18 protein-coding genes are annotated in these 19,534 nt (G+C 71.1%); 12 read left to right on the forward strand and 6 right to left on the reverse strand.

The window, feature by feature from the left end; all coding sequences use genetic code 11:
• The first annotated feature begins 36 nt into the window (after nucleotides 1–36).
• The 6 genes from rsmA (at nucleotide 37) to ACIPSJ_RS30340 (ending at nucleotide 8,866) form a co-directional block, all read left to right on the forward strand.
• The gene (rsmA, locus tag ACIPSJ_RS30315; protein ID WP_359212795.1) at nucleotides 37–915 is read left to right on the forward strand and encodes a 16S rRNA (adenine(1518)-N(6)/adenine(1519)-N(6))-dimethyltransferase RsmA; all 879 of its coding nucleotides are present in this window, start codon (nucleotides 37–39) and stop codon (nucleotides 913–915) included.
• Nucleotides 912–1,826, forward strand: a complete 915-nt coding sequence (locus ACIPSJ_RS30320; RefSeq protein WP_401350812.1) for a 4-(cytidine 5'-diphospho)-2-C-methyl-D-erythritol kinase — start codon at nucleotides 912–914, stop codon at nucleotides 1,824–1,826. The genes rsmA and ACIPSJ_RS30320 overlap by 4 nt, the downstream gene beginning before the upstream one ends.
• 313 nt (nucleotides 1,827–2,139) lie before the next feature.
• Nucleotides 2,140–3,942 (forward strand): ABC-F family ATP-binding cassette domain-containing protein, encoded by a 1,803-nt coding sequence (locus ACIPSJ_RS30325; RefSeq protein WP_359212800.1) that lies wholly within the window; start codon nucleotides 2,140–2,142, stop codon nucleotides 3,940–3,942.
• Between the two features lie 378 nt (nucleotides 3,943–4,320).
• The gene (locus ACIPSJ_RS30330; RefSeq protein WP_401350814.1) at nucleotides 4,321–6,141 is read left to right on the forward strand and encodes a hypothetical protein; all 1,821 of its coding nucleotides are present in this window, start codon (nucleotides 4,321–4,323) and stop codon (nucleotides 6,139–6,141) included.
• A gap of 81 nt (nucleotides 6,142–6,222) precedes the next feature.
• Nucleotides 6,223–7,971, forward strand: a complete 1,749-nt coding sequence (locus tag ACIPSJ_RS30335; RefSeq protein WP_401350815.1) for a PQQ-binding-like beta-propeller repeat protein — start codon at nucleotides 6,223–6,225, stop codon at nucleotides 7,969–7,971.
• Between the two features lie 202 nt (nucleotides 7,972–8,173).
• Nucleotides 8,174–8,866, forward strand: a complete 693-nt coding sequence (locus ACIPSJ_RS30340; RefSeq protein ID WP_359212808.1) for a response regulator transcription factor — start codon at nucleotides 8,174–8,176, stop codon at nucleotides 8,864–8,866.
• 79 nt (nucleotides 8,867–8,945) lie between these two features.
• Here ACIPSJ_RS30340 and ACIPSJ_RS30345 read toward each other — a convergent pair whose 3' ends face one another.
• Together ACIPSJ_RS30345 and ACIPSJ_RS30350 are read right to left on the reverse strand one after the other, a co-directional pair.
• A complete protein-coding gene (locus tag ACIPSJ_RS30345; protein WP_401350817.1) occupies nucleotides 8,946–9,272 on the reverse strand; it encodes a hypothetical protein in 327 nt (108 codons plus the stop codon).
• 27 nt (nucleotides 9,273–9,299) lie between these two features.
• Nucleotides 9,300–11,036, reverse strand: a complete 1,737-nt coding sequence (locus ACIPSJ_RS30350; protein ID WP_401350818.1) for a sodium:solute symporter family protein — start codon at nucleotides 11,034–11,036, stop codon at nucleotides 9,300–9,302.
• Nucleotides 11,037–11,172: 136 nt separating this feature from the next.
• Here ACIPSJ_RS30350 and galT point away from each other — a divergent pair, with 136 nt between their 5' ends.
• Genes galT through galK form a run of 3 tightly spaced genes read left to right on the forward strand, consistent with a single transcriptional unit; the run spans nucleotide 11,173 to nucleotide 14,354 of the window.
• Entirely contained in the window at nucleotides 11,173–12,231 is a 1,059-nt protein-coding gene (galT, locus tag ACIPSJ_RS30355) for a galactose-1-phosphate uridylyltransferase (RefSeq protein ID WP_401350820.1), read from the forward strand.
• The gene (galE, locus tag ACIPSJ_RS30360; RefSeq protein ID WP_359212817.1) at nucleotides 12,231–13,199 is read left to right on the forward strand and encodes a UDP-glucose 4-epimerase GalE; all 969 of its coding nucleotides are present in this window, start codon (nucleotides 12,231–12,233) and stop codon (nucleotides 13,197–13,199) included. Before galT ends, galE begins: the two co-directional genes overlap by 1 nt.
• Nucleotides 13,200–14,354 carry a galactokinase gene (gene galK, locus ACIPSJ_RS30365; protein ID WP_401350822.1) on the forward strand — a complete coding sequence of 385 codons (1,155 nt, stop codon included), beginning with the start codon at nucleotides 13,200–13,202 and terminating at the stop codon, nucleotides 14,352–14,354.
• A gap of 3 nt (nucleotides 14,355–14,357) precedes the next feature.
• On the opposite strand, the gene ACIPSJ_RS30370 is transcribed toward galK, so the two are convergent.
• Nucleotides 14,358–14,816, reverse strand: a complete 459-nt coding sequence (locus ACIPSJ_RS30370) for a GNAT family N-acetyltransferase (protein ID WP_359213121.1) — start codon at nucleotides 14,814–14,816, stop codon at nucleotides 14,358–14,360.
• A 261-nt stretch (nucleotides 14,817–15,077) separates the two neighbouring features.
• Between ACIPSJ_RS30370 and ACIPSJ_RS30375 the strand changes: the two genes are divergently transcribed.
• Nucleotides 15,078–15,851: a response regulator transcription factor gene (locus tag ACIPSJ_RS30375; protein ID WP_355708682.1), complete on the forward strand. Its 774-nt coding sequence runs from the start codon at nucleotides 15,078–15,080 to the stop codon at nucleotides 15,849–15,851.
• Between the two features lie 97 nt (nucleotides 15,852–15,948).
• Here the strand turns inward: ACIPSJ_RS30375 and ACIPSJ_RS30380 are convergent, their stop codons facing one another.
• Entirely contained in the window at nucleotides 15,949–16,446 is a 498-nt protein-coding gene (locus ACIPSJ_RS30380) for a MarR family transcriptional regulator (RefSeq protein WP_359212824.1), read from the reverse strand.
• 89 nt (nucleotides 16,447–16,535) lie between these two features.
• Between ACIPSJ_RS30380 and ACIPSJ_RS30385 the strand changes: the two genes are divergently transcribed.
• Nucleotides 16,536–17,351, forward strand: a complete 816-nt coding sequence (locus ACIPSJ_RS30385; protein WP_401350824.1) for a trans-aconitate 2-methyltransferase — start codon at nucleotides 16,536–16,538, stop codon at nucleotides 17,349–17,351.
• On the forward strand, nucleotides 17,351–17,713 hold the full coding sequence (locus ACIPSJ_RS30390) for a VOC family protein (protein WP_401350825.1): 363 nt from the start codon (nucleotides 17,351–17,353) through the stop codon (nucleotides 17,711–17,713). The genes ACIPSJ_RS30385 and ACIPSJ_RS30390 overlap by 1 nt, the downstream gene beginning before the upstream one ends.
• Here the strand turns inward: ACIPSJ_RS30390 and ACIPSJ_RS30395 are convergent.
• Complete coding sequence (locus ACIPSJ_RS30395) at nucleotides 17,710–18,387, reverse strand: TetR family transcriptional regulator (RefSeq protein WP_401350826.1); 678 nt, start codon at nucleotides 18,385–18,387, stop codon at nucleotides 17,710–17,712. The two genes, ACIPSJ_RS30390 and ACIPSJ_RS30395, sit on opposite strands and share 4 nt — an antisense overlap.
• Nucleotides 18,384–19,397, reverse strand: coding sequence for an acyl-CoA desaturase (locus ACIPSJ_RS30400; protein WP_401350828.1), 1,014 nt, complete (start codon nucleotides 19,395–19,397; stop codon nucleotides 18,384–18,386). The genes ACIPSJ_RS30395 and ACIPSJ_RS30400 overlap by 4 nt, the downstream gene beginning before the upstream one ends.
• Between the last annotated feature and the right edge of the window lie 137 nt (nucleotides 19,398–19,534).

Consider the following 19,534-nt stretch of genomic DNA (forward strand, 5'->3'; position numbering starts at 1 on the left):
GGCCGAGGCGTTCCCGGCGGCCCGTACCCTTGTCCCGTGAGCAGCCCCACCCCCGACGCCCTTCTCGGCCCCGCAGACATCCGCGAACTCGCGGCCGCGCTCGGTGTACGCCCCACCAAGCAGCGCGGCCAGAACTTCGTGATCGACGCCAACACGGTCCGCCGTATCGTCCGCACCGCCGAGGTCCGCCCGGACGACGTCGTCGTCGAGGTCGGCCCGGGACTGGGGTCCCTCACCCTGGCCCTGCTGGAGGTCGCCGACCGGGTGACCGCCGTCGAGATCGACGACGTCCTGGCGAGCGCGCTGCCCGCCACGATCGCGGCGCGCATGCCGGCGCGCGCCGACCGGTTCGCGCTGGTGCACTCCGACGCGATGCACGTCACCGAGCTGCCCGGCCCGCCGCCGACCGCGCTCGTCGCGAACCTCCCCTACAACGTGGCCGTCCCCGTCCTGCTCCACATGCTCGACACCTTCCCGAGCATCGAGCGGACGCTGGTGATGGTGCAGTCCGAGGTCGCCGACCGGCTCGCCGCCGCACCCGGCAACAAGGTGTACGGCGTGCCCTCCGTCAAGGCCAACTGGTACGCCGGGGTCAAGCGCGCCGGTGCCATCGGGCGCAACGTCTTCTGGCCCGCGCCGAACGTCGACAGCGGACTGGTCTCCCTCGTGCGGCGCGCGGAACCGCTCAAGACGACGGCCTCGAAGAGGGAGGTCTTCGCGGTGGTCGACGCGGCGTTCGCGCAGCGGCGCAAGACCCTGCGGGCGGCGCTCGCCGGCTGGGCCGGGTCCGCGGCGGCCGCGGAGGCCGCGCTGGTCGCGGCCGGGGTCTCGCCGCAGGCCCGCGGGGAGTCGCTGACGGTCGAGGAGTTCGCGAGGATCGCCGAGCACGCCGAGCACAGGGAGTCCGGTCAGTGAGCGTCACGGTACGCGTCCCCGCCAAGGTCAACGTCCAGCTCGCGGTGGGTGCCGCCCGTCCCGACGGCTTCCACGACCTCGCCAACGTCTTCCTCGCCGTCGGCCTGCACGACGAGGTCACGGTCACCCCCGCCGACGAGCTGACGATCACCTGCGAGGGCCCGGACGCCGACCAGGTCCCCCTGGACCGCACCAACCTCGCCGCGCGCGCCGCGATCGCGCTCGCCGGGCGCCGGGGCATCGAACCGGCCGTCCACCTGCACATCGCCAAGGACATCCCCGTCGCCGGCGGCATGGCCGGGGGGAGCGCGGACGGGGCGGGCGCGCTGCTCGCGTGCAACGAGCTCTGGCAGGCGGGCGCCTCCCGCGCCGAACTCCTCGCCATCTGCGCCGAGCTGGGCAGCGACGTGCCCTTCAGCCTGGTCGGCGGCGCCGCCCTCGGCACCGGGCGCGGTGAGCGGCTGACCGCCCTGGAAGTCGGCGGCACCTTCCACTGGGTCTTCGCGATGGCGGGGCGCGGGCTGTCCACCCCGGCCGTCTTCCGCGAGTTCGACCGGCTCGCCGAGGGCCGGGACATCCCGGAACCCGTCGCCTCCGCCGACCTCCTCGACGCGCTCGCCAAGGGTGACCCCGACGCGCTCGCCGCCGCCGTCTCCAACGACCTCCAGCCCGCCGCGCTCTCCCTCTTCCCCGAACTCGCGGCCACCCTCGACACGGGCCGCGAGGCCGGCGCCCTCACCGCCCTGGTCTCCGGCTCCGGCCCGACCACGGCGTTCCTCGTCCGCGACGCCGCCGCCGCCGAGAAGGTCGCCGAAGCCCTCCTCGCCTCCGGCACCTGCCGCACGGCCCGCACCACGACGTCCCCCGCCCCGGGCGCCACCGTCCTCACCCCGGCACCCGCCGGAGCCTGACCGCGGCCCGCACTCCGGCGCACGAGCGGGGCGTCCCCGGGCCGGTGCGGGCCGCGCTTTCGCGTGGCGTTCACAACGAGTGCGTATCTCCACCGGGAACTGACCTGTTCGCTCGACGTTCCAATCGAGCATCCGGACGACCGAGCGACGACGGCATCCCCGCCTTCCAGACCTCCGGCAACCTCGGCATCGCCCTCCTCGGCACCCTCGTCGACCAGGGCGCGCGCGGGCGGGCGGAAAGCAGCTCCCGGCCGGGCGGCCTCCCGGCGCGCATTAGGCTGGGAGGCTGACCGTCCCCGTGCGCAGGAGTGAAATGGCCGTCAACCTGGTCAATGTCGAGAACGTCAGCAAGGTCTACGGCACCCGTGCCCTGCTGGACGGCGTCTCGCTCGGCGTGTCGGAGGGCGACCGCATCGGTGTGGTCGGCCGTAACGGCGACGGCAAGACCACCCTCATCCGGATGCTCGCCAAGCAGGAGGAGGCCGACACCGGCCGCGTCACGCACTCCGGCGGGCTGCGCCTCGGCATCCTCACCCAGCACGACTCCCTGGACCCGGCCGCCACCGTCCGGCACGAGGTCATCGGCGACATGGCCGACCACGAGTGGGCCGGCAACGCCAAGGTCCGCGACGTGCTCACCGGCCTCTTCGGCGGCCTGGACCTGCCGGGCTTCCCCAAGGGCCTGGACACCGTCATCGGCCCGCTCTCCGGCGGCGAACGGCGGCGCATCGCGCTCGCCAAGCTGCTCATCGAGGAGCAGGACCTGCTCGTCCTGGACGAGCCCACCAACCACCTCGACGTCGAGGGCATCTCCTGGCTGGCCAAGCACCTGCGCGAGCGCCGCTCGGCCCTCGTCTGCGTCACCCACGACCGGTGGTTCCTCGACCAGGTCTGCACCCGCATGTGGGACGTCCAGCGGGGCGACGTCTACGAGTACGAGGGCGGCTACTCCGACTACGTCTTCGCCCGCGCCGAGCGCGAGCGGATCGCGGCCACCGAGGAGACCAAGCGGCAGAACCTGGTCCGCAAGGAGCTGGCCTGGCTGCGCCGCGGCGCCCCCGCCCGTACCTCCAAGCCGCGCTTCCGCGTCGAGGCCGCCAACGAGCTGATCAAGGACGTGCCGCCGCCGCGCGACACCTCCGAGCTGATGAAGTTCGCCTCGTCCCGGCTCGGCAAGACCGTGTTCGACCTGGAGGACGTGACCGTCCAGGCCGGCCCCAAGGTGCTGCTCAAGCACGTCACCTGGCAGCTCGGCCCCGGCGACCGCATCGGCCTGGTCGGCGTCAACGGCGCCGGCAAGACCTCGCTGCTGCGCGCCATGGCCGAGGCCGCGCGGACGGACGGCGAGGCACAGCCGGCGGCCGGTCAGGTCGTCGTCGGCAAGACCGTCAAGCTCGCCTACCTCTCCCAGGAGGTCGCCGAGCTGAACCCCGCCACCCGGGTGCTGGAAGCCGTCCAGCAGGTCCGCGAGCGCGTCGACCTCGGCAAGGGGCGCGAGATGACCGCCGGGCAGCTGTGCGAGACGTTCGGCTTCAGCAAGGAGAAGCAGTGGACGCCGGTCGGCGACCTCTCCGGCGGTGAGCGCCGCCGCCTCCAGCTGCTGCGGCTCCTGATGGACGAGCCGAACGTCCTCTTCCTCGACGAGCCCACCAACGACCTCGACATCGAGACCCTCACCCAGCTGGAGGACGTCCTCGACGGCTGGCCCGGCTCGATGATCGTCATCTCCCACGACCGGTTCTTCGTCGAGCGGACCACCGACCGCGTCTTCGCCCTCCTCGGCGACGCCACCCTGCGGATGCTGCCGCGCGGCATCGACGAGTACCTGGAGCGACGCCAGCGCATGGAGGAGACGGTCGCCGCCACCGCCGTCGCCCCCAAGGCCCCCACGGCCGAGCGCAGCGCCGCCGACCAGCGTGCCGCCAAGAAGGAACTCCAGAAGATCGAGCGGCAGCTGGACCGCGTCTCCGAGAAGGAGACCAAGCTGCACGACCAGATCGCCGCCAACGCCACGGACTTCGCCAAGGTCGCCGAACTCGACGCCCAGCTGCGCGACCTGGCCGGCGAGCGCGAGGACCTGGAGATGCGCTGGCTGGAGCTGGCGGAGGACGCGTAGCGCTCCGCTGGGCGCGCCGTGATGGGTCGTCGGTCGGCTGCGGGCGGGTGGGGGCTGGTCGCGCCCGCGCGGCGGTAGCCGCATGTCGACACAGCCCCGCGCCCCTAAAGGGGCGCTGCCCTGACGGCGCCAAGCCGCCGACCGGCGTGAATCAGCCGTGCGCGATTGCCTTGCGTGCGGGTGGTGAAGGGGGCGTGAAGGCGCGTAACGGAGGTATCACGGGGCGGTTCTCCCTTGGGAACGGGGGCTTGGACGGCCCCGTGGGCTGTCGGTGCCGAGTGGTAGAAAGGTCGGTCTGAGAACACTCTGAGAGCGCCCTGAGTCCGTCACGGGCCTCGGGATGTGGCCAGAAATCAGTGAACGGGGGAAAGACCGCTGATGAGCCAGCCGCCCAATCAGCCGCCGCAGCAGGGCGGTTACGGAGCACCACAGGACCAGCCGCCGCCGGGCGGCGGCTTCGGCGCACCGCAACAGCAGCCGGGGCAGGGGGGGTTCGGCGCGCCGCAGGGCACGCCTCCGCCGCCCGCCCAGCCGCCCCAGCCCGGCTACGGCTACCCGCAGCAGCCCGGCGCCGGCGGCCCCTACGGGCAGCAGCCGCCCGGCCCCTACGGCGCACCGGGTCCCTACGGCGCACCAGGTCCCTACGGCGCCCCGGGACCGTACGGCTCCCCGCAGCAGCCCACGCCCCCGCAGCCCGGTTACGGATACCCCCAGCAGCCGCCGCAGTACCCGGGCGGGCCCGGCATGACCCCGCCGCCCGGCGGCGGAGGCGGCGGCCCGTTCAAGGGGAGGCCCGCGCTGATCGTCGCGGTGGCGGTGGCGGGCCTGCTGGTCGTCGGCGGCACGGTGTACGCCGTGACCGGCAACGGGGACGGCGGCAAGAAGCCGGTCGCCCAGCCCTCCGACGACCCCAAAGCCTCCGGCTCCGACACCCCGGCCGACCTCGGTGACGGCAGCGGCGGTGGCGCGGACCCGGAGAACCTCAACGAGGGCCGCAAGTCCGGCGAGGCCAAGGTGCTCTGGTACAAGTCGGCGCCCGACGCGCCCGCGTCCGGCGCCGACGCACCCGGCATGTGGATCACCGGGAAGACGGCGGTGAAGGCGGCGTACAAGCAGGTCTTCGGCTACCGCGTGGGCGACGGCGACCCGGCCTGGGCCCCGATCACCTTCCCGCAGAAGATCTGCGCGGTCACCTCGGGCAAGTCTTCGGACGACAAGGTCGTCGTGGCGTACATGAACGGCACCAGCGACCGGGCCAAGTGCAACCAGCTGCAGGAGATCGACCTCGACACCGGCAAGAAGGGCTGGACCGCGACCGTCGCCGACGGCGGGCTCTTCGACAGCGCGATCAGCGTCGAGCTGACCATCAGCGGCAAGACCCTGATGGTGGGCCGCTCCCAGTCGGGCACGGCGTACGACCTCGCCAGCGGCGACAAGCTGTACGACAAGGAGAAGTACGGCGCGGCCTGCTTCCCCACGGCCTTCGCGGGCGGCACGAACCGGCTGATCGAGGTGGCCTCCTGCGCGGCCGGCACCGGCACCGAGCACGACGAGATCTCGGAACTCGACCCGGCCACCGGCAAGGTCAGGTGGACCCGGCCGGTGAAGAAGGGCTGGACGGTCGAGCGGACCTACTCCGTCGACCCCCTCGTGGTCTACATGACCAACGAGACGAAGAAGGCCTGGAACATCTCCACCCTGGACGCCAAGGGCGTATTCCGTTCCGAGGTGAAGGTCGACGAGAAGTTCGCGCCCGAGTGCGGCTGGGCCTTCCTCGCCCGTGACCTGCAGGGCTGCCAGGGTGTCGCGGTCGACGCGAACACCCTCTACCTGCCGACGGACACCAGCGGCGGCGCCAACGAGATCGTCGCGATCAGCCTCGCCGACGGCAAGGCCAAGTGGCGCGTCAAGTCCCCCACGGACGAGTCGATGTACCCGGTCGAGGTCGACGGCGGCAAGCTCGTCGCGTACGTGAAACCGTCGTACGACGCGGGCGGCCGGGTCGTGTCCGTTCCGACCGCCGGCTCCGCCCACGGCACCACCACGCTGCTGCAGAACCCGCAGCACACCGCCGACATCGAGGACGGCTTCTACGACGGCGCGATCGCCTGGGCCGACGGTCGCTTCTACCTCTCCTCCACCCGGCTCACCGGCAGCGACGACGCGAAGGAGAAGCTGATGATGGCCTTCGGTGACTGAGCGCGCCCGTTCCCTGCCGTCCTCCATCAGCCCGCGTCGTCCCCAGCCGTCCCACGCGCCGTCCTCCGAGGTACCTCCGCCATGACTCAGCCGCCCCCGCCGCCGCCCAACCAGCCCCCGCAGCAGCCCGGTTTCGGCGCCCCCGCCGGCCCGCCGCAGCAGCCCCAGCCGGGCTACGGCTACCCGCAGCAGCCCCCGCCCCCGCCGGGCTACGGCTACCCCGCGCAGCCGCCGGCCGGCCCCAACCCGTACACCCAGCAGCCCCCCGCGGCCGCCAACCCCTACGCCCAGCAGCCCGGTTACGGCTACCCGCAGCAGCCCCCGCCCGGCTACCCCGCCCAGCCGGGCAAGCAGGGCGGCTCCGGTGGCAACTCCGGTGGCAACAAGGCCACGCTGCTCATCGTCGTCGCCGCGGTCGCCGCGATCGCGCTGATCGTCGGCGGCGGCATCTGGTACTCCAAGTCCTCCGGTTCCTCCGGCGACGACGGAAAGAAGAACGACACCGCGCACTCCAGCTCCGGCACGACCGGCGGCACCACCGGCGGCCAGGACACGGACGGCGGCAAGGGCAGCGAGAAGGTGCCCGCCGACCCCGCCTCCAAGCTCCTCTTCCAGGTCCCGCTGCCCGCGGCGAAGGACACCACCGTCACCTCCGGTTCCTGGCTCACCGACAAGGTGTACGCCAAGAGCGGCATCGCCGAGATCACCGGCTACGACCCCGACTCGGGCGCCAAGCTGTGGACGGTCCCGCTGTCCGGCCCGGTCTGCTACGCGAGCGGGCACGTCAGCGAGGACGGCAGGACGGCGGTCGTCTTCCAGCCGAAGATGCCCCCGAAGGGCTCCACGGCGGGCTGCACCCGGATCGCCGCGATCGACCTGAACGCCGGTAAGAAGCTGTGGACGCAGACGGTCAAGTCCGGTGATGTACCGGTCAACTTCAACAATGTGACGGTCTCCCAGCACACCGTCGCGGTCGGCGGCACCAGCGGCGGCGCCGCCTTCGACCTCTCCTCCGGCAAGATCCGCTGGCAGCCGAAGCCGGCCGACAGCTGCTACGACGCCGGGTACGGCGGCGGCGCCAAGCTGGTCGCGGTCCGCAAGTGCGGCAGCGGCGACTCCGGCCAGCTGCACATCCAGACCCTCGACCCGGTCTCCGGCAAGGTGGTCTCCGAGTACAGGATGACCTCGGGCATCGACTACGCCAGCGTCGTCTCGACCGACCCGCTGGTGGTGGCCGCCGACGTCAACAACAGCGCCGGCGACGGCAGCGGCTTCTCCGACGTCTTCTCCATCGACAACAGGACCGGTGCGCTGCGCACCCGCATCTCCACGCCGGGCAGCTCGTACGCGGTCCGCTGCGACAACATCTACCAGGTGGAGAAGTGCACGGGACTGGCGGTCGGCAACGACCGGCTGTACCTGGCGACCGAGGAGCACGACGGCGACGGGGACTTCGCCAAGACCAACGAGATCGTCGCCTTCGACCTCGCCACCGGCAAGCAGACCGGTCAGCGCGCCGACGCCGGTGACAACTACACGATCACGCCGCTGCGCATGGACGGTCCGAACGTGATCGCGTACAAGAACCCTCCGTACGACAAGGGCGGTCAGATCGTCAGCATCGACGGCGGTTCGTTCAAGGAGACCAAGCTGCTGGAGAACCCGGCGACCGAGGCGGTCAAGGCCGTGGAGACCAGCATGGCGCCGGAGTACGCGGAGGTCCTCTACTCCCAGGGGCACCTGTACATGTCCGCCGAGTACGCCCACACCGCCGGCTCGTCGTCCTCGGGGAAGTCATACCTGGTCGTCGCGTTCGGCGCGGGCGGCTGACGCCACGTCAAGCGCGCGAATACCAGAAAAGCAAGAGATTCCTCCGATCCGGGGCACTTCTCACCAGTAGGGGCAGCGCGACGTCGAACAAGCGTGTAGCTTCCGGGGGCATGAAGGACGAGGTGCCGGGGGGCCCTCTGTCCATGCGGACCAGTGGGCATCCATAGTGGGGCATCCATTGGGGGGACTGGGGGGTTGCTCTATGGGAGTGCGGCTCATGGTGGTCGACGACCACCGGTTGCTCGCGGAGGCGCTGGCCTCGGCGCTGAAACTGCGCGGCCACCGGGTGCTGGCCGCGGCGGCGCCGGCGGCGGGCGCGGCGGAGCTGGTGATCACACGGGCACCCGAGGTGTGCCTGCTCGGTACGGCGGCACCGGCCGAGCCGGGCATCTTCGACCCGGTGGTGCGGATCAAGAAGGAGCGGCCGCAGGTCGCGGTGCTGGTGCTGGGCCCGGTGCCGTCCCCGCGCGGCATCGCGGCGGCCTTCGCCGCGGGCGCCTCCGGATACGTACGGCACGACGAGCGGATAGAGGGCGTCGAGCGGGCCATCATGAAGGCGCGGGCCGGGGAGGCCGCCGTGGCCCCCGCCCTGCTCCAGGGCGCGTTCGGCGAACTCCTCAACCCGGCCGCCCAGCCCGACGACGAGGGCCAGCGCCTCCTCCAGATGCTCACCCCGCGGGAGGTCGAGGTCCTCGTCCGCGTCGCCGACGGCGAGGACACCCGCCTCATCGCCGCCGGCATGGGCATCGCCCCCAGCACGGCCCGCACCCATGTGCAGAGGGTCCTGATGAAACTGGGCGTGGGATCGAGGCTGGAAGCGGCGGCTTTGGCGGCCAGGACAGGCCTACTGGACCGGGCTGGACCTTTTAACGGCGGAACTGAAGCGCCCCGATAGGGGCGCGGGGCTGTATCGATGTGCGGCTACCGCCGCGTGGGCGCGACCAGCCCCCACACACCCGCAGCCGAAAAACGACCTATTCCTCGGCCCCCTCCACCGGAGGTACCGGCGGCGGAGTAGGCCGCAACCACAGCCACACCAGGAAGAACACCCCGAGCAACAGCATCCCGATGCCCGTCCACAGGTTGATGTTGATCCCCTGCGCCTTGTCGATCTCGGCCTGCGAGTCGGTGATCCCGGCGATCGTGACGATGATCCCGTACACGACGAACAGCCCGCCGATGATCCGCCGCAGGTCGAAGATCCGCGCGGCGGTCACGGACCTGCCCTCCAGCTCGGTGACCTCCCGCTGGACGTCCTGCTCGGAGTAGTGGAACCCGGAGTGCCCGGAGTCGTCGGTCATGGTTTCTCCATCCTCCCGCGACCGGGACTAGAACGAGAACGGGATGTAGCAGAGGGCGGCGATGATCACGGCGCCCCAGCCGAGCAGCGCCGGCCGGCGGTACCAGGCCTCGTCGCCGGGCGCGGGCGCCTCGGTCATCCCCGGGGACGTCGTGCCGTAGACGAGCCCCGCGAGCTCCGCGTCCGGCTTGGGCGCGGTGAACAGGGAGACGATCACCATCACCACCGCGCCGGCGACGAAGCCGGCGATCGCGGAGACGAAGTTGGCGCCCTGGTCGGAGGGGATGCCGATGATGTCCTTCTTGTAGAGGACGAAGTAGTTGACCATCGCGGTCACCGTCCCCGCGAGCAGTCCCCAGAAGCCGGATTTCGCCGAGGCGCGCTTCCAGAACATGCCGACGATGAAGACGACGAACATCGGCACGTTGAAGAAGGAGAACAGCGTCTGGAGGTAGCTCATGATGTTCGAGAACGACGACGCGAGGAACGCCGTCCCGACGGACGCGCAGACGCCGATCACGGTGATGAGCCGTCCGAAGCGCACGTAGTACGCGTCCTCCCGGCCCCTGACCACGTACTTCGCCCAGATGTCGGTGGTGAACACGGTGTTGAAGGACGACACGTTGGCCGCCATGCCGGCCATGAAGGCCGCCAGCAGCCCGGTCACCGCGATGCCGAGCACGCCGTTGGGCAGCAGCTGGGACATCAGGTAGGGGATCGCGTCGTTGTACTGGAGGCCGGAGGCGGACGTGCCGATGTTCGGCACCAGCGCGGCGGCGACCAGGCCCGGGATCATCACCAGGAAGACGATGAAGATCTTCGGGTAGGCGGCGATCAGCGGGGTGCGCTGGGCGGCGGACAGGTTCTTCGCCGACAGGGCGCGCTGGACCTCCGCGAAGTTCGTCGTCCAGTAGCCGAAGGAGAGCACGAAGCCGAGGCCGAGGACGATGGTCAGCCAGTTCGCGCCGAGCGGGTTGACGGTGCCGATGCCGGTGCCGCCCCAGGCGGTCGTGAAGTTGTGGCCGTGGGTGGCGGTGAGCTTGTCGACCAGACCGTCCCAGCCGCCGGCCTTCTTCAGGCCGAGCACGGACAGCGGGATCAGGGCGGCCAGGATCACGAAGAACTGGAGCACCTCGTTGTAGATGGCAGAGGAGAGGCCGCCGAGGGTGATGTACGCCAGCACGAACGCGCCGGCCACCACGATCGCCACCCACTGCGGCCAGCCGAGCAGCGCCTCGACGACGATCGCGAGGGCGTACAGGTTCACACCGGCGATCAGAATGGCCGCGAAGGCGAACAGGATCGAACTCAGCAGGTGTGCGGCTCTGTCGAAGCGGAGCAGCAGCATCTCGGGGACCGAGCGCACCTTGCTGCCGTAGTAGAAGGGCATCATCACCAGGCCGAGGAAGACCATGGCCGGAATGGCGCCGATCCAGTACCAGTGCACGGTGTACGCGCCGTACTGCGCGCTGTTCGCGGCCATGCCGAGGATCTCGGTGGCGGCCAGGTTGGCCGAGATGAACGCGAGGCCGGTGATCCACGCGGGCAGCGACCGTCCGGAGAGGAAGAAGTCGAGGCTGGTCTTCACCGAGCGGCGGGCCGCGAAGCCGATGCCCAGGACCACGACGAAGTAGATCGCGAGGATCGTGTAGTCCAGGCCGTTGGTGGGGAGCCGGAGCTCCGTCGCGAGGTCCGTCGTGAGGTCTGCCGGGAGGCCTGTCGCGAGGTATGTGGGGGATACGGGGGCATTTGTGGGGTTCTGCACCCAGTAATTCAACACTTTCGTTGTCTCACCTTGATTGATTGCGATGTTGACTGACCTGGTGAGTTGTGTTTTGGTGTGTTCGGTTCTGTTTGATGGTTGGCTGACTCGAACAACGCTCGAATTTCGGGAGTCCGCAGTGAAGAAGACCTCGACCCGGCTGGCCGACGGTCGCGAGCTCATCTACTACGACCTGCGCGACGACACCGTGCGGGACGCGGTGGACCGCCGCCCGCTGGAGCGGACGCACACCACCTCGGAGATCCGCCGCGACGCGCTGCTCGGCGACCAGGTCGCCATCGCCTCGCACCGGCAGGGCCGCACCTACCACCCGCCGGCCGACCAGTGCCCGCTGTGCCCGACCCAGGGCGACCGGCTGAGCGAGATCCCGGACTCCTCGTACGACGTGGTGGTCTTCGAGAACCGTTTCCCCTCGCTGGCGGGCGACTCCGGGCGCTGTGAGGTGGTCTGCTTCACCTCGGACCACGACGCGTCCTTCGCCTCCCTGAACGAGGAGCAGGCGCGCCTGGTCCTGGAGGCGTGGACCGACCGGACCTCGGAACTGTCGCATCTCCCCTCCGTCGAGCAGGTGTTCTGCTTCGAGAACCGCGGCGAGGAGATCGGCGTGACGCTCGGTCACCCGCACGGCCAGATCTACGCCTACCCCTTCACCACCCCGCGCACCGCCCTGATGCTGCGCTCACTCGCGGCCCACAAGGAGGCGACCGGCGGGGAGAACCTGTTCGACGCCGTGCTGGCGCGTGAACTCGCCGGCGAACGGGTCGTCCTTGAGAGTGAACACTGGGTCGCCTTCGTGCCCTACTCCGCGCACTGGCCCTACGAGGTCCACCTGTACCCGCGGCGCCGCGTCCCCGACCTGCTCGGCCTCGACGAGGCGGCGCGCTCAGAGTTCCCCCAGGTTTATCTGGAACTCTTGAGGCGCTTCGACCGTATCTTCGGTGAGGGTGAACCTCCCACGCCCTACATCGCCGCCTGGCACCAGGCGCCGTTCGGGACGCTGGAGGAGTTCGACGGTGTCACGCGCGACGACTTCGCGCTCCACCTCGAGCTTTTCACCATCCGCCGAACGTCCGGCAAGCTGAAGTTTCTCGCGGGTTCCGAGTCCGGCATGAGCGTGTTCATCAACGACGTGCCGCCGGAGCGCGCGGCCGAGCGACTGCGAGAGGTAGCGAGTTGATGAAGTACCTGGTGACGGGCGGAGCGGGTTACGTCGGCAGTGTGGTCGCCCAGCACCTGCTGGAGGCGGGCCACGAGGTCACCGTCCTCGACAACCTCTCCACCGGCTTCCGCGAGGGCGTCCCCGCGGGCGCCGCCTTCGTCGAGGGCGACATCCGCGACGCCGCCAAGTGGCTGGACTCCTCCTACGAGGCGGTGCTGCACTTCGCCGCCTTCTCCCAGGTCGGCGAGTCGGTCGTGAAGCCCGAGAAGTACTGGGACAACAACGTCGGCGGCACCATGGCGCTGCTCGCCGCGATGCGCGAGGCCGGCGTCCGCAAGCTGGTCTTCTCCTCCACGGCGGCCACCTACGGCGAGCCGGAGCAGGTCCCGATCGTCGAGACCGCCCCGACGCAGCCGACGAACCCGTACGGCGCCACCAAGCTCGCCGTCGACCACATGATCACCGGCGAGGCCGCCGCCCACGGCCTGGGCGCGGTCTCCCTGCGCTACTTCAACGTGGCCGGGGCGTACGGCGCGCAGGGCGAGCGGCACGACCCCGAGTCGCACCTGATCCCGCTGGTCCTCCAGGTCGCCCAGGGCCGCCGGGAGGCCATCTCCGTCTTCGGCGACGACTACCCGACGCCCGACGGCACCTGCGTCCGCGACTACATCCACGTCGCCGACCTCGCCGACGCCCACCTGCTGGCCGTGGCGGCCGCGCGGCCCGGCGAGCACCTGATCTGCAACCTGGGCAACGGCGAGGGCTTCTCCGTCCGCCAGGTCATCGAGACCGTCCGCCAGGTCACCGGCCACCCGATCCCCGAGGTCGTGGCCCCCCGCCGGGGCGGCGACCCGGCCGTCCTGGTCGCCTCGGCGGCCACCGCCCGCGAGAAGCTGGGCTGGAACCCGACCCGCGCGGACCTCGCGGGGATCGTCGCGGACGCCTGGGAGTTCGCGCAGCACATCAGCGCAGCAAGGGAGCAGTAAGTGGGGGCACAGCAGGTGCACGACGGTTTCGTGGAGCTGTACGGAACCGCGCCCGACGGCGTCTGGTCGGCGCCCGGCCGGGTCAACCTGATCGGCGAGCACACCGACTACAACGACGGCTTCGTGATGCCGTTCGCGCTGCCGCACGTGACGACGGCCGCGGTCGCCCGCCGCACCGACGGCGTGCTGCGCCTGCACTCCTCGGACATCGAGGGCGGGGTCGTCGAACTCGCCCTGGACGCCCTGGAGCCCGGCACCGACCAGGAGTGGACGGCGTACCCGGCGGGCGTGGTCTGGGCGCTGCGCGAGGCAGGCCACCCGGTCACCGGCGCCGACGTCCACCTCGCCTCCACGGTCCCGACCGGCGCCGGCCTGTCCTCCTCCGCGGCCCTGGAGGTGGTGATCGCCCTCGCGCTCAACGACCTGTACGAACTGGGCCTGCAGCGCTGGCAGCTGGCCCGCCTGTGCCAGCGCGCGGAGAACGTCTACGTCGGGGCACCGACCGGCATCATGGACCAGACGGCGTCGGCGTGCTGCGAGCAGGGCCACGCCCTGTTCCTGGACACCCGCGACCTCTCGCAGAAGCAGATCCCCTTCGACCTCGCGGCCGAGGGCATGCGGCTGCTGGTCGTCGACACCCAGGTCAAGCACGCCCACAGCGGCGGCGAGTACGGCAAGCGCCGCGCGGGCTGCGAGAAGGGCGCGGCCCTGCTCGGGGTCGACGCCCTGCGGGACATCCCCTACGACGAGCTGGACTCCGCGCTCGACCGCCTCGGCGACGAGGAGGAGGTACGGCGCCTGGTCCGCCATGTCGTCACCGAGGACCAGCGGGTGGAGCAGGTGGTGGCCCTCCTGGAGGCGGGCGACACCCGCGCGATCGGGCCGGTCCTCACCGCGGGCCACGCCTCGCTGCGCGACGACTTCCGGATCTCCTGCCCGGAGCTGGACCTGGTCGTCGACACCGCCCTGGCCTCCGGCGCCCTGGGCGCCCGGATGACCGGCGGCGGCTTCGGCGGCTCGGCGATCGTCCTCGCCGAGGCGGCCGACGTGGACACGATCACCAAGGCGGTCGAAGAGGCCTTCGCGGCCGCCGGCTTCCAGGCGCCGAGGACGTTCGAGGCGGTGCCGTCGGCGGGCGCCCGCCAGGAGGTCTGAGCCTCAGCCCAGGCGCTTGGTCAGCGTGTATTCGGTGATCCCCGGCGGATAGTCGGGGATCACGCACACCACCTCGTAGCCCTGCTTCCGGTAGAACTCCGGGGCCTGGAAGTCCCAGGTCTCCAGCCGGGCCGCGGTGCAGCCGCGGTTCCGCACGGCGACGCGCTCCGCCCGGGACAGCAGGCGGCCGCCCAGCCCCGCGCCGCGGTGGCGGCCGTCCACCCACAGGTACGTGACATGCAGCCAGGACGTCCAGGTGTGGCCGACCAGTCCGCCCGCCAGTTCGCCCGAGCGCTCGTCCATCGCCCAGACGTGCAACGGCACTTCGCGTTCGCCGGGCGTGCCCCGCAGGGCCGCGAGGACCGGGGACGCCGCTGTGTTCGTGTCCCGCAACCGTGTGCGGAGGAGATCTCGCCGTTCCTTGTCTACTTCCGCCTCAATACGAAACATGCGGCACACCATAAACGCGTCGGCCGGGCAGTTCTGCAAATTGCCTTCCGCTCCGGGCCCCCGGCCGTACTCTGAGGAGCGGTACCGGTGGGGGCCGGTGCTGATCAGGGGGCGAGACAAGTCGGGTACGACGCCCGCGGTGGGGGTAGCAGTTCAGGCACGGCGGCGGTCGTGCGGTTCCGTCCTCCCGTGGGTGTCGTATCCGCGTGGTTGGCCGTTCTGAGGACCTTGGGGTATCCCCTGCTCGTAAGGAGCACTGGGGAAGGGGGTTTCGTGGTTCGTATCCGAGTTCTGGTCGTCGACGACCACCGCATCTTCGCCGAGTCGCTCGCCGCGGCCCTGGCCGCGGAGCCGGACGTCGACGTCTCCGCGGCGGGCAGTGGTCCCGCCGCGCTGCGCTGCCTGGAGCGCGCGGTCGCCGAGGGCCGTCGCTACGACGTGCTGCTCGTCGACGCCGACCTGGGCGGCCAACTGCCCGTCGGCCGCCCGGCCGTGCCGGTGCAGGAGGGCAACGAGGACGGCATCGTGGACGGGATATCGCTGGTCGCGGGCGTCCGCTCGGCCCAGCCCGCCGTCCGGATCGTGGTCCTCGCCGAGAAGGACGATCCCCGGCGCGCGGCCCTGGCGCTACAGGCAGGCGCCTCCGGCTGGGTCGCCAAGGACTGCTCGCTCTCCCGCCTGCTGAACGTCATCCGGGGCGTGCTGCGCGACGAGACGCATCTGCCGCCGGCCCTGCTCACGGGCGTCCTGCGGGAGTTGACGGCCGCCCGCAAGCACCGCACCGAGAGCGAACGGCTGGTCGAGTCCCTCACGCCGAGAGAGCGGGAAGTGCTCCGGTGCATGGTGGCGGGCCTGGGGCGCAAGGCGGTCGCCGAGCGCCTGTTCCTGTCCCCGCACACCGTCCGCACCCATATGCAGAACGTCCTCGGCAAGCTGGGCGTGCACTCGACGCTGGCGGCGGTGGCGCTCGCGCGGCGCGCCGGGGTGGGTCCGGTCGACCTCGGGCCCACCGGGCGGATCATGTCGGAGGAGAGCAGCAGCGCCTGACCGGTGCTGAGAATGCCGCAGTACGGCGTCTGTCGACTGCGGCGCCGTCGTGGCTGGTCGCGCAGTTCCCCGCGCCCCTTCGGGGCGCCGGACCTGCCTAGCCGGGGATGTTGTCGAACGGCGCCGTCAACTGGCGGAGCAGTCCCGCCAGTTCGGCGCGCTGGGCGCCTGAGAGTTCCGCGAGGATCGCCCGTTCCTGGGTGAGGAGTCCGGCCAGGGCCTGGTCCGCGCGGTCCTGGCCCTCCTCGGTCAGCCGTACCAGCACACCGCGCCGGTCGCTGGGGTCCGGCAACCGCTCCACCAGGCCCTTCTTGGCGAGCCGGTCGATCCGGTTGGTCATCGTGCCCGAGGTCACCAGGGTCTGCGTCAGCAGCTGCCCGGGGGAGAGCTGGTACGGCGTGCCCGCGCGCCTCAGCGCGGTCAGCACGTCGAACTCCCAGGGCTCCAGGCTGTGCTCCGCGAAGGCCAGCCGACGCGCCCGGTCCAGGTGCCGGGCCAGCCGGCTCACCCGGCTGAGCACCTCAAGCGGTTCCACGTCGAGGTCCGGGCGCTCCCGGCGCCACGCAGCCACCAGCCGATCGACCTCGTCCTCCATGACGATCAGTGTAGTGGTTGTGTCGACGTGAAGTCTCTTGATATCGAGTCTCTTGACATCAAGATAATTCTCCGGGGAAGGTGGAACACATGACGACTCCCGCCTGGGACCCCGCCCAGTACCTCCGGCACGCCGGCCACCGCGCCCGCCCCTTCCTCGACCTCCTCGCCCGCGTCCCCGACCTGCCAGGGCGGCCCCCGGTCGTCGCCGACCTCGGCTGCGGCCCCGGCAACATGACCGCCCTGCTCGCCGACCGCTGGCCCGCCGCGCACATCACCGGCTACGACAACTCGCCGGAGATGCTCGACAAGGCGCTCGTCGAGTACGAGGGCCCCACGGCCGGCGGCGGCCGGCTGGACTTCTCCCACGCCGACGTCCGCACCTGGGCGCCCGAGCGGCCGTACGACCTGATCATCAGCAACGCCACGCTGCAGTGGGTCCCCGGGCACGCCGAGCGCTTCGCCGACTGGATCGACGCCCTCGCCCCCGGCGCAACCTTCGCCTTCCAGGTCCCCGGCAACTTCGCCGCCCCCAGCCACCGGCTGATGCGCACCCTCGCCCACTCCGCCCGCTGGCACGACCGCCTCGCCGAGACCCTCCGCCACGACGACGCCGTCCTCACCCCCGAGGCCTACCTGGAGCGGCTGACCGCCCTCGGCTGCACCGCCGACGTCTGGGAGACCACGTACATCCACCTGCTCACCGGCGAGGACCCGGTCCTCGACTGGGTGAAGGGCACCGGACTGCGCCCGGTCCTCACCGCCCTCGCCGACGATCCGGCCGCCCGTGACGCGTTCCTCGCCGAGTACCGGGCCGCCCTGCGCGAGGCCTACCCGGCCGGTCCGCACGGCACCCCGTTCCCGTTCCGGCGGGTGTTCGCCGTGGCCCGGAAGGGGGAGCGCTGATGCTCACCGCCCTCGATCACGTCCAGCTGGCAGCGCCACCGGGCTGCGAGGACCTGCTGCGCGCGTACTACGTCGGCGTACTGGGCATGACCGAGGTGCCCAAACCGCCCGCGCTCGCGGCGCGCGGCGGCTGCTGGTTCCGGGCGGGGGCCGTGCACCTGCACCTGGGGATCGAGAGCGACTTCCGTCCTGCGCGCAAGGCCCATCCCGGGCTTCGCGTCACGGACATCGGGGCCTACGCCGACCGGCTCGCAGCGGGCGGCGCACCCGTCATCTGGGACCACGACCTCCCCGGCCACCGCCGCTTCTACTCCGAGGACCCCGCCGGCAACCGCCTGGAGTTCCTGGAACCCCTCGCCTAGGCCTTCCGGTGGCCTATCAGCCGCGGCTTCTGCTCCAGGCCGTCCAGACCGTGCCAGGACAGGTTCACCAGGTGGGCGGCGACCTCCGCCTTCTTCGGGCGGCGCACGTCCAGCCACCACTGGCCGGTCAGCGCGACCATGCCCACCAGCGCCTGCGCGTACAGCGGGGCCAGCTTGGGGTCGAAGCCGCGGGACTTGAACTCGCGGCCCAGGATGTCCTCCACCTGGGTGGCGATGTCCGAGATGAGGGACGCGAAGGAACCGGTCGACTGGGGGATGGGCGAGTCCCGGACCAGGATCCGGAAGCCGTCCGTGTACTCCTCGATGTAGTCGAGGAGGGCGAACGCGGCCTGTTCCAGGAGTTCCCGCGGATGCCCGGCGGTGAGGGAGCTGGTCACCATGTCCAGCAGCCGGCGCATCTCGCGGTCGACCACCACCGCGTACAGCCCCTCCTTGCCGCCGAAGTGCTCGTACACCACCGGCTTGGAGACTCCGGCCTTCGCCGCGATCTCCTCCACCGACGTGCCCTCGAACCCCTTCGCCGCGAAGAGGGTGCGACCGATCTCCAACAGCTGCTGGCGGCGCTCCGCCCCGGTCATACGGGTGCGACGCGTCCGCCGCTGCTTGCTGTCGGGACTGGGGGTGCTGGAGTCGGTCGCCACGCCGTCAATCATGCCGCCTTCGCGGCCTCCGCCCCCTGCCGGGAGCCGCTGTCCCCGGTGTTGCGGCGCGAATCGATACGTGAGCGTGACGGCCAGCGCACGTCGTACGCCCAGCCCAGCTGCTCGCACCAGCGGATGATCCGCGCGGAGGAGTCCACCTGGCCCCGCTCCACACCGTGCCGCGCCGAGGTCGGGTCGGCGTGGTGCAGGTTGTGCCAGGACTCGCCGCAGGACAGCACCGCCAGCCACCACACGTTGCCCGAACGGTCGCGCGACTTGAAGGGCCGCTTGCCCACCGCGTGGCAGATCGAGTTGATCGACCAGGTCACATGGTGGAGCAGCGCCACCCGCACGAGTGAACCCCAGAAGAACGCGGTGAACGCGCCCCACCAGGACATCGTCACCAGTCCGCCGATCAGCGGGGGCAGCGCCAGCGACAGCATCGTCCAGTAGATGAACTGCCGGGAGATCGTCCGGATCGCCGGGTCCTTGACCAGGTCGGGCGCGTACTTGTCCTGCGGGGTCCGCTCCTCGTCGAACATCCACGCGATGTGCGCCCACCAGAGGCCCTTGAGCAGCGCCGGCACCGTCTCGCCGTACCGCCATGGCGAATGCGGGTCGCCCTCCGCGTCCGAGAACTTGTGGTGCTTGCGGTGATCGGCCACCCACCGCACCAGGGGCCCCTCCACCGCCATCGAGCCCGCGACGGCCAGCGCGATCCGCAGCGGCCGCTTCGCCTTGAAGGCACCGTGGGTGAAGTACCGGTGGTAACCGATCGTCACGCCGTGACAGCCCAGGTAGTAGAAGAACACCAGCAGGCCCAGGTCGAGCCAGCTCACCCCTCCCCAGCTCCACGCCAGCGGCACCGCCGCCAGCAGCGCGAGGAACGGCACGACGATGAACAGCAGCAGGGTGATCTGTTCGAGCGATCCCTTCCGCTCGCCGCCCAGGGTGGCGGACGGGACCGGGCCGTCGGTCGCCTTCCGGGGGTCTTCGATCACATCGGAACTAGACGAGGTCATGCGCGTCCCCTGTGGGGTCGAGGGTTGAGAGAGGTGCCGATCCGCGGCGACCGAACGGGACGATAGAGGTCTTTCCCTACGGTTCCGTAACCTACGGCGACGTAAGTATGGCAGCGAGGCGTCTCACAGCAAGAGCC

The organism is Streptomyces sp. NPDC090088 (genome assembly GCF_044747345.1).
GTDB lineage: Bacteria > Actinomycetota > Actinomycetes > Streptomycetales > Streptomycetaceae > Streptomyces.

What these genes read in the sequence shown, in the direction of transcription:
- ACIPSJ_RS30325 (WP_359212800.1), top strand. Translation starts at nt 2,140, where the DNA reads ATGGCCGTCAACCTGGTCAATGTCGAGAACGTCAGCAAGGTCTACGGC.
- ACIPSJ_RS30330 (WP_401350814.1), top strand. Translation starts at nt 4,321, where the DNA reads ATGAGCCAGCCGCCCAATCAGCCGCCGCAGCAGGGCGGTTACGGAGCA.
- ACIPSJ_RS30335 (WP_401350815.1), top strand. Translation starts at nt 6,223, where the DNA reads ATGACTCAGCCGCCCCCGCCGCCGCCCAACCAGCCCCCGCAGCAGCCC.
- ACIPSJ_RS30340 (WP_359212808.1), top strand. Translation starts at nt 8,174, where the DNA reads ATGGGAGTGCGGCTCATGGTGGTCGACGACCACCGGTTGCTCGCGGAG.
- ACIPSJ_RS30345 (WP_401350817.1), bottom strand. Translation starts at nt 9,272, where the DNA reads ATGACCGACGACTCCGGGCACTCCGGGTTCCACTACTCCGAGCAGGAC.
- galE (WP_359212817.1), top strand. Translation starts at nt 12,231, where the DNA reads ATGAAGTACCTGGTGACGGGCGGAGCGGGTTACGTCGGCAGTGTGGTC.
- ACIPSJ_RS30370 (WP_359213121.1), bottom strand. Translation starts at nt 14,816, where the DNA reads ATGGTGTGCCGCATGTTTCGTATTGAGGCGGAAGTAGACAAGGAACGG.
- ACIPSJ_RS30380 (WP_359212824.1), bottom strand. Translation starts at nt 16,446, where the DNA reads ATGGAGGACGAGGTCGATCGGCTGGTGGCTGCGTGGCGCCGGGAGCGC.
- ACIPSJ_RS30385 (WP_401350824.1), top strand. Translation starts at nt 16,536, where the DNA reads ATGACGACTCCCGCCTGGGACCCCGCCCAGTACCTCCGGCACGCCGGC.
- ACIPSJ_RS30390 (WP_401350825.1), top strand. Translation starts at nt 17,351, where the DNA reads ATGCTCACCGCCCTCGATCACGTCCAGCTGGCAGCGCCACCGGGCTGC.
- ACIPSJ_RS30395 (WP_401350826.1), bottom strand. Translation starts at nt 18,387, where the DNA reads ATGATTGACGGCGTGGCGACCGACTCCAGCACCCCCAGTCCCGACAGC.
- ACIPSJ_RS30400 (WP_401350828.1), bottom strand. Translation starts at nt 19,397, where the DNA reads ATGACCTCGTCTAGTTCCGATGTGATCGAAGACCCCCGGAAGGCGACC.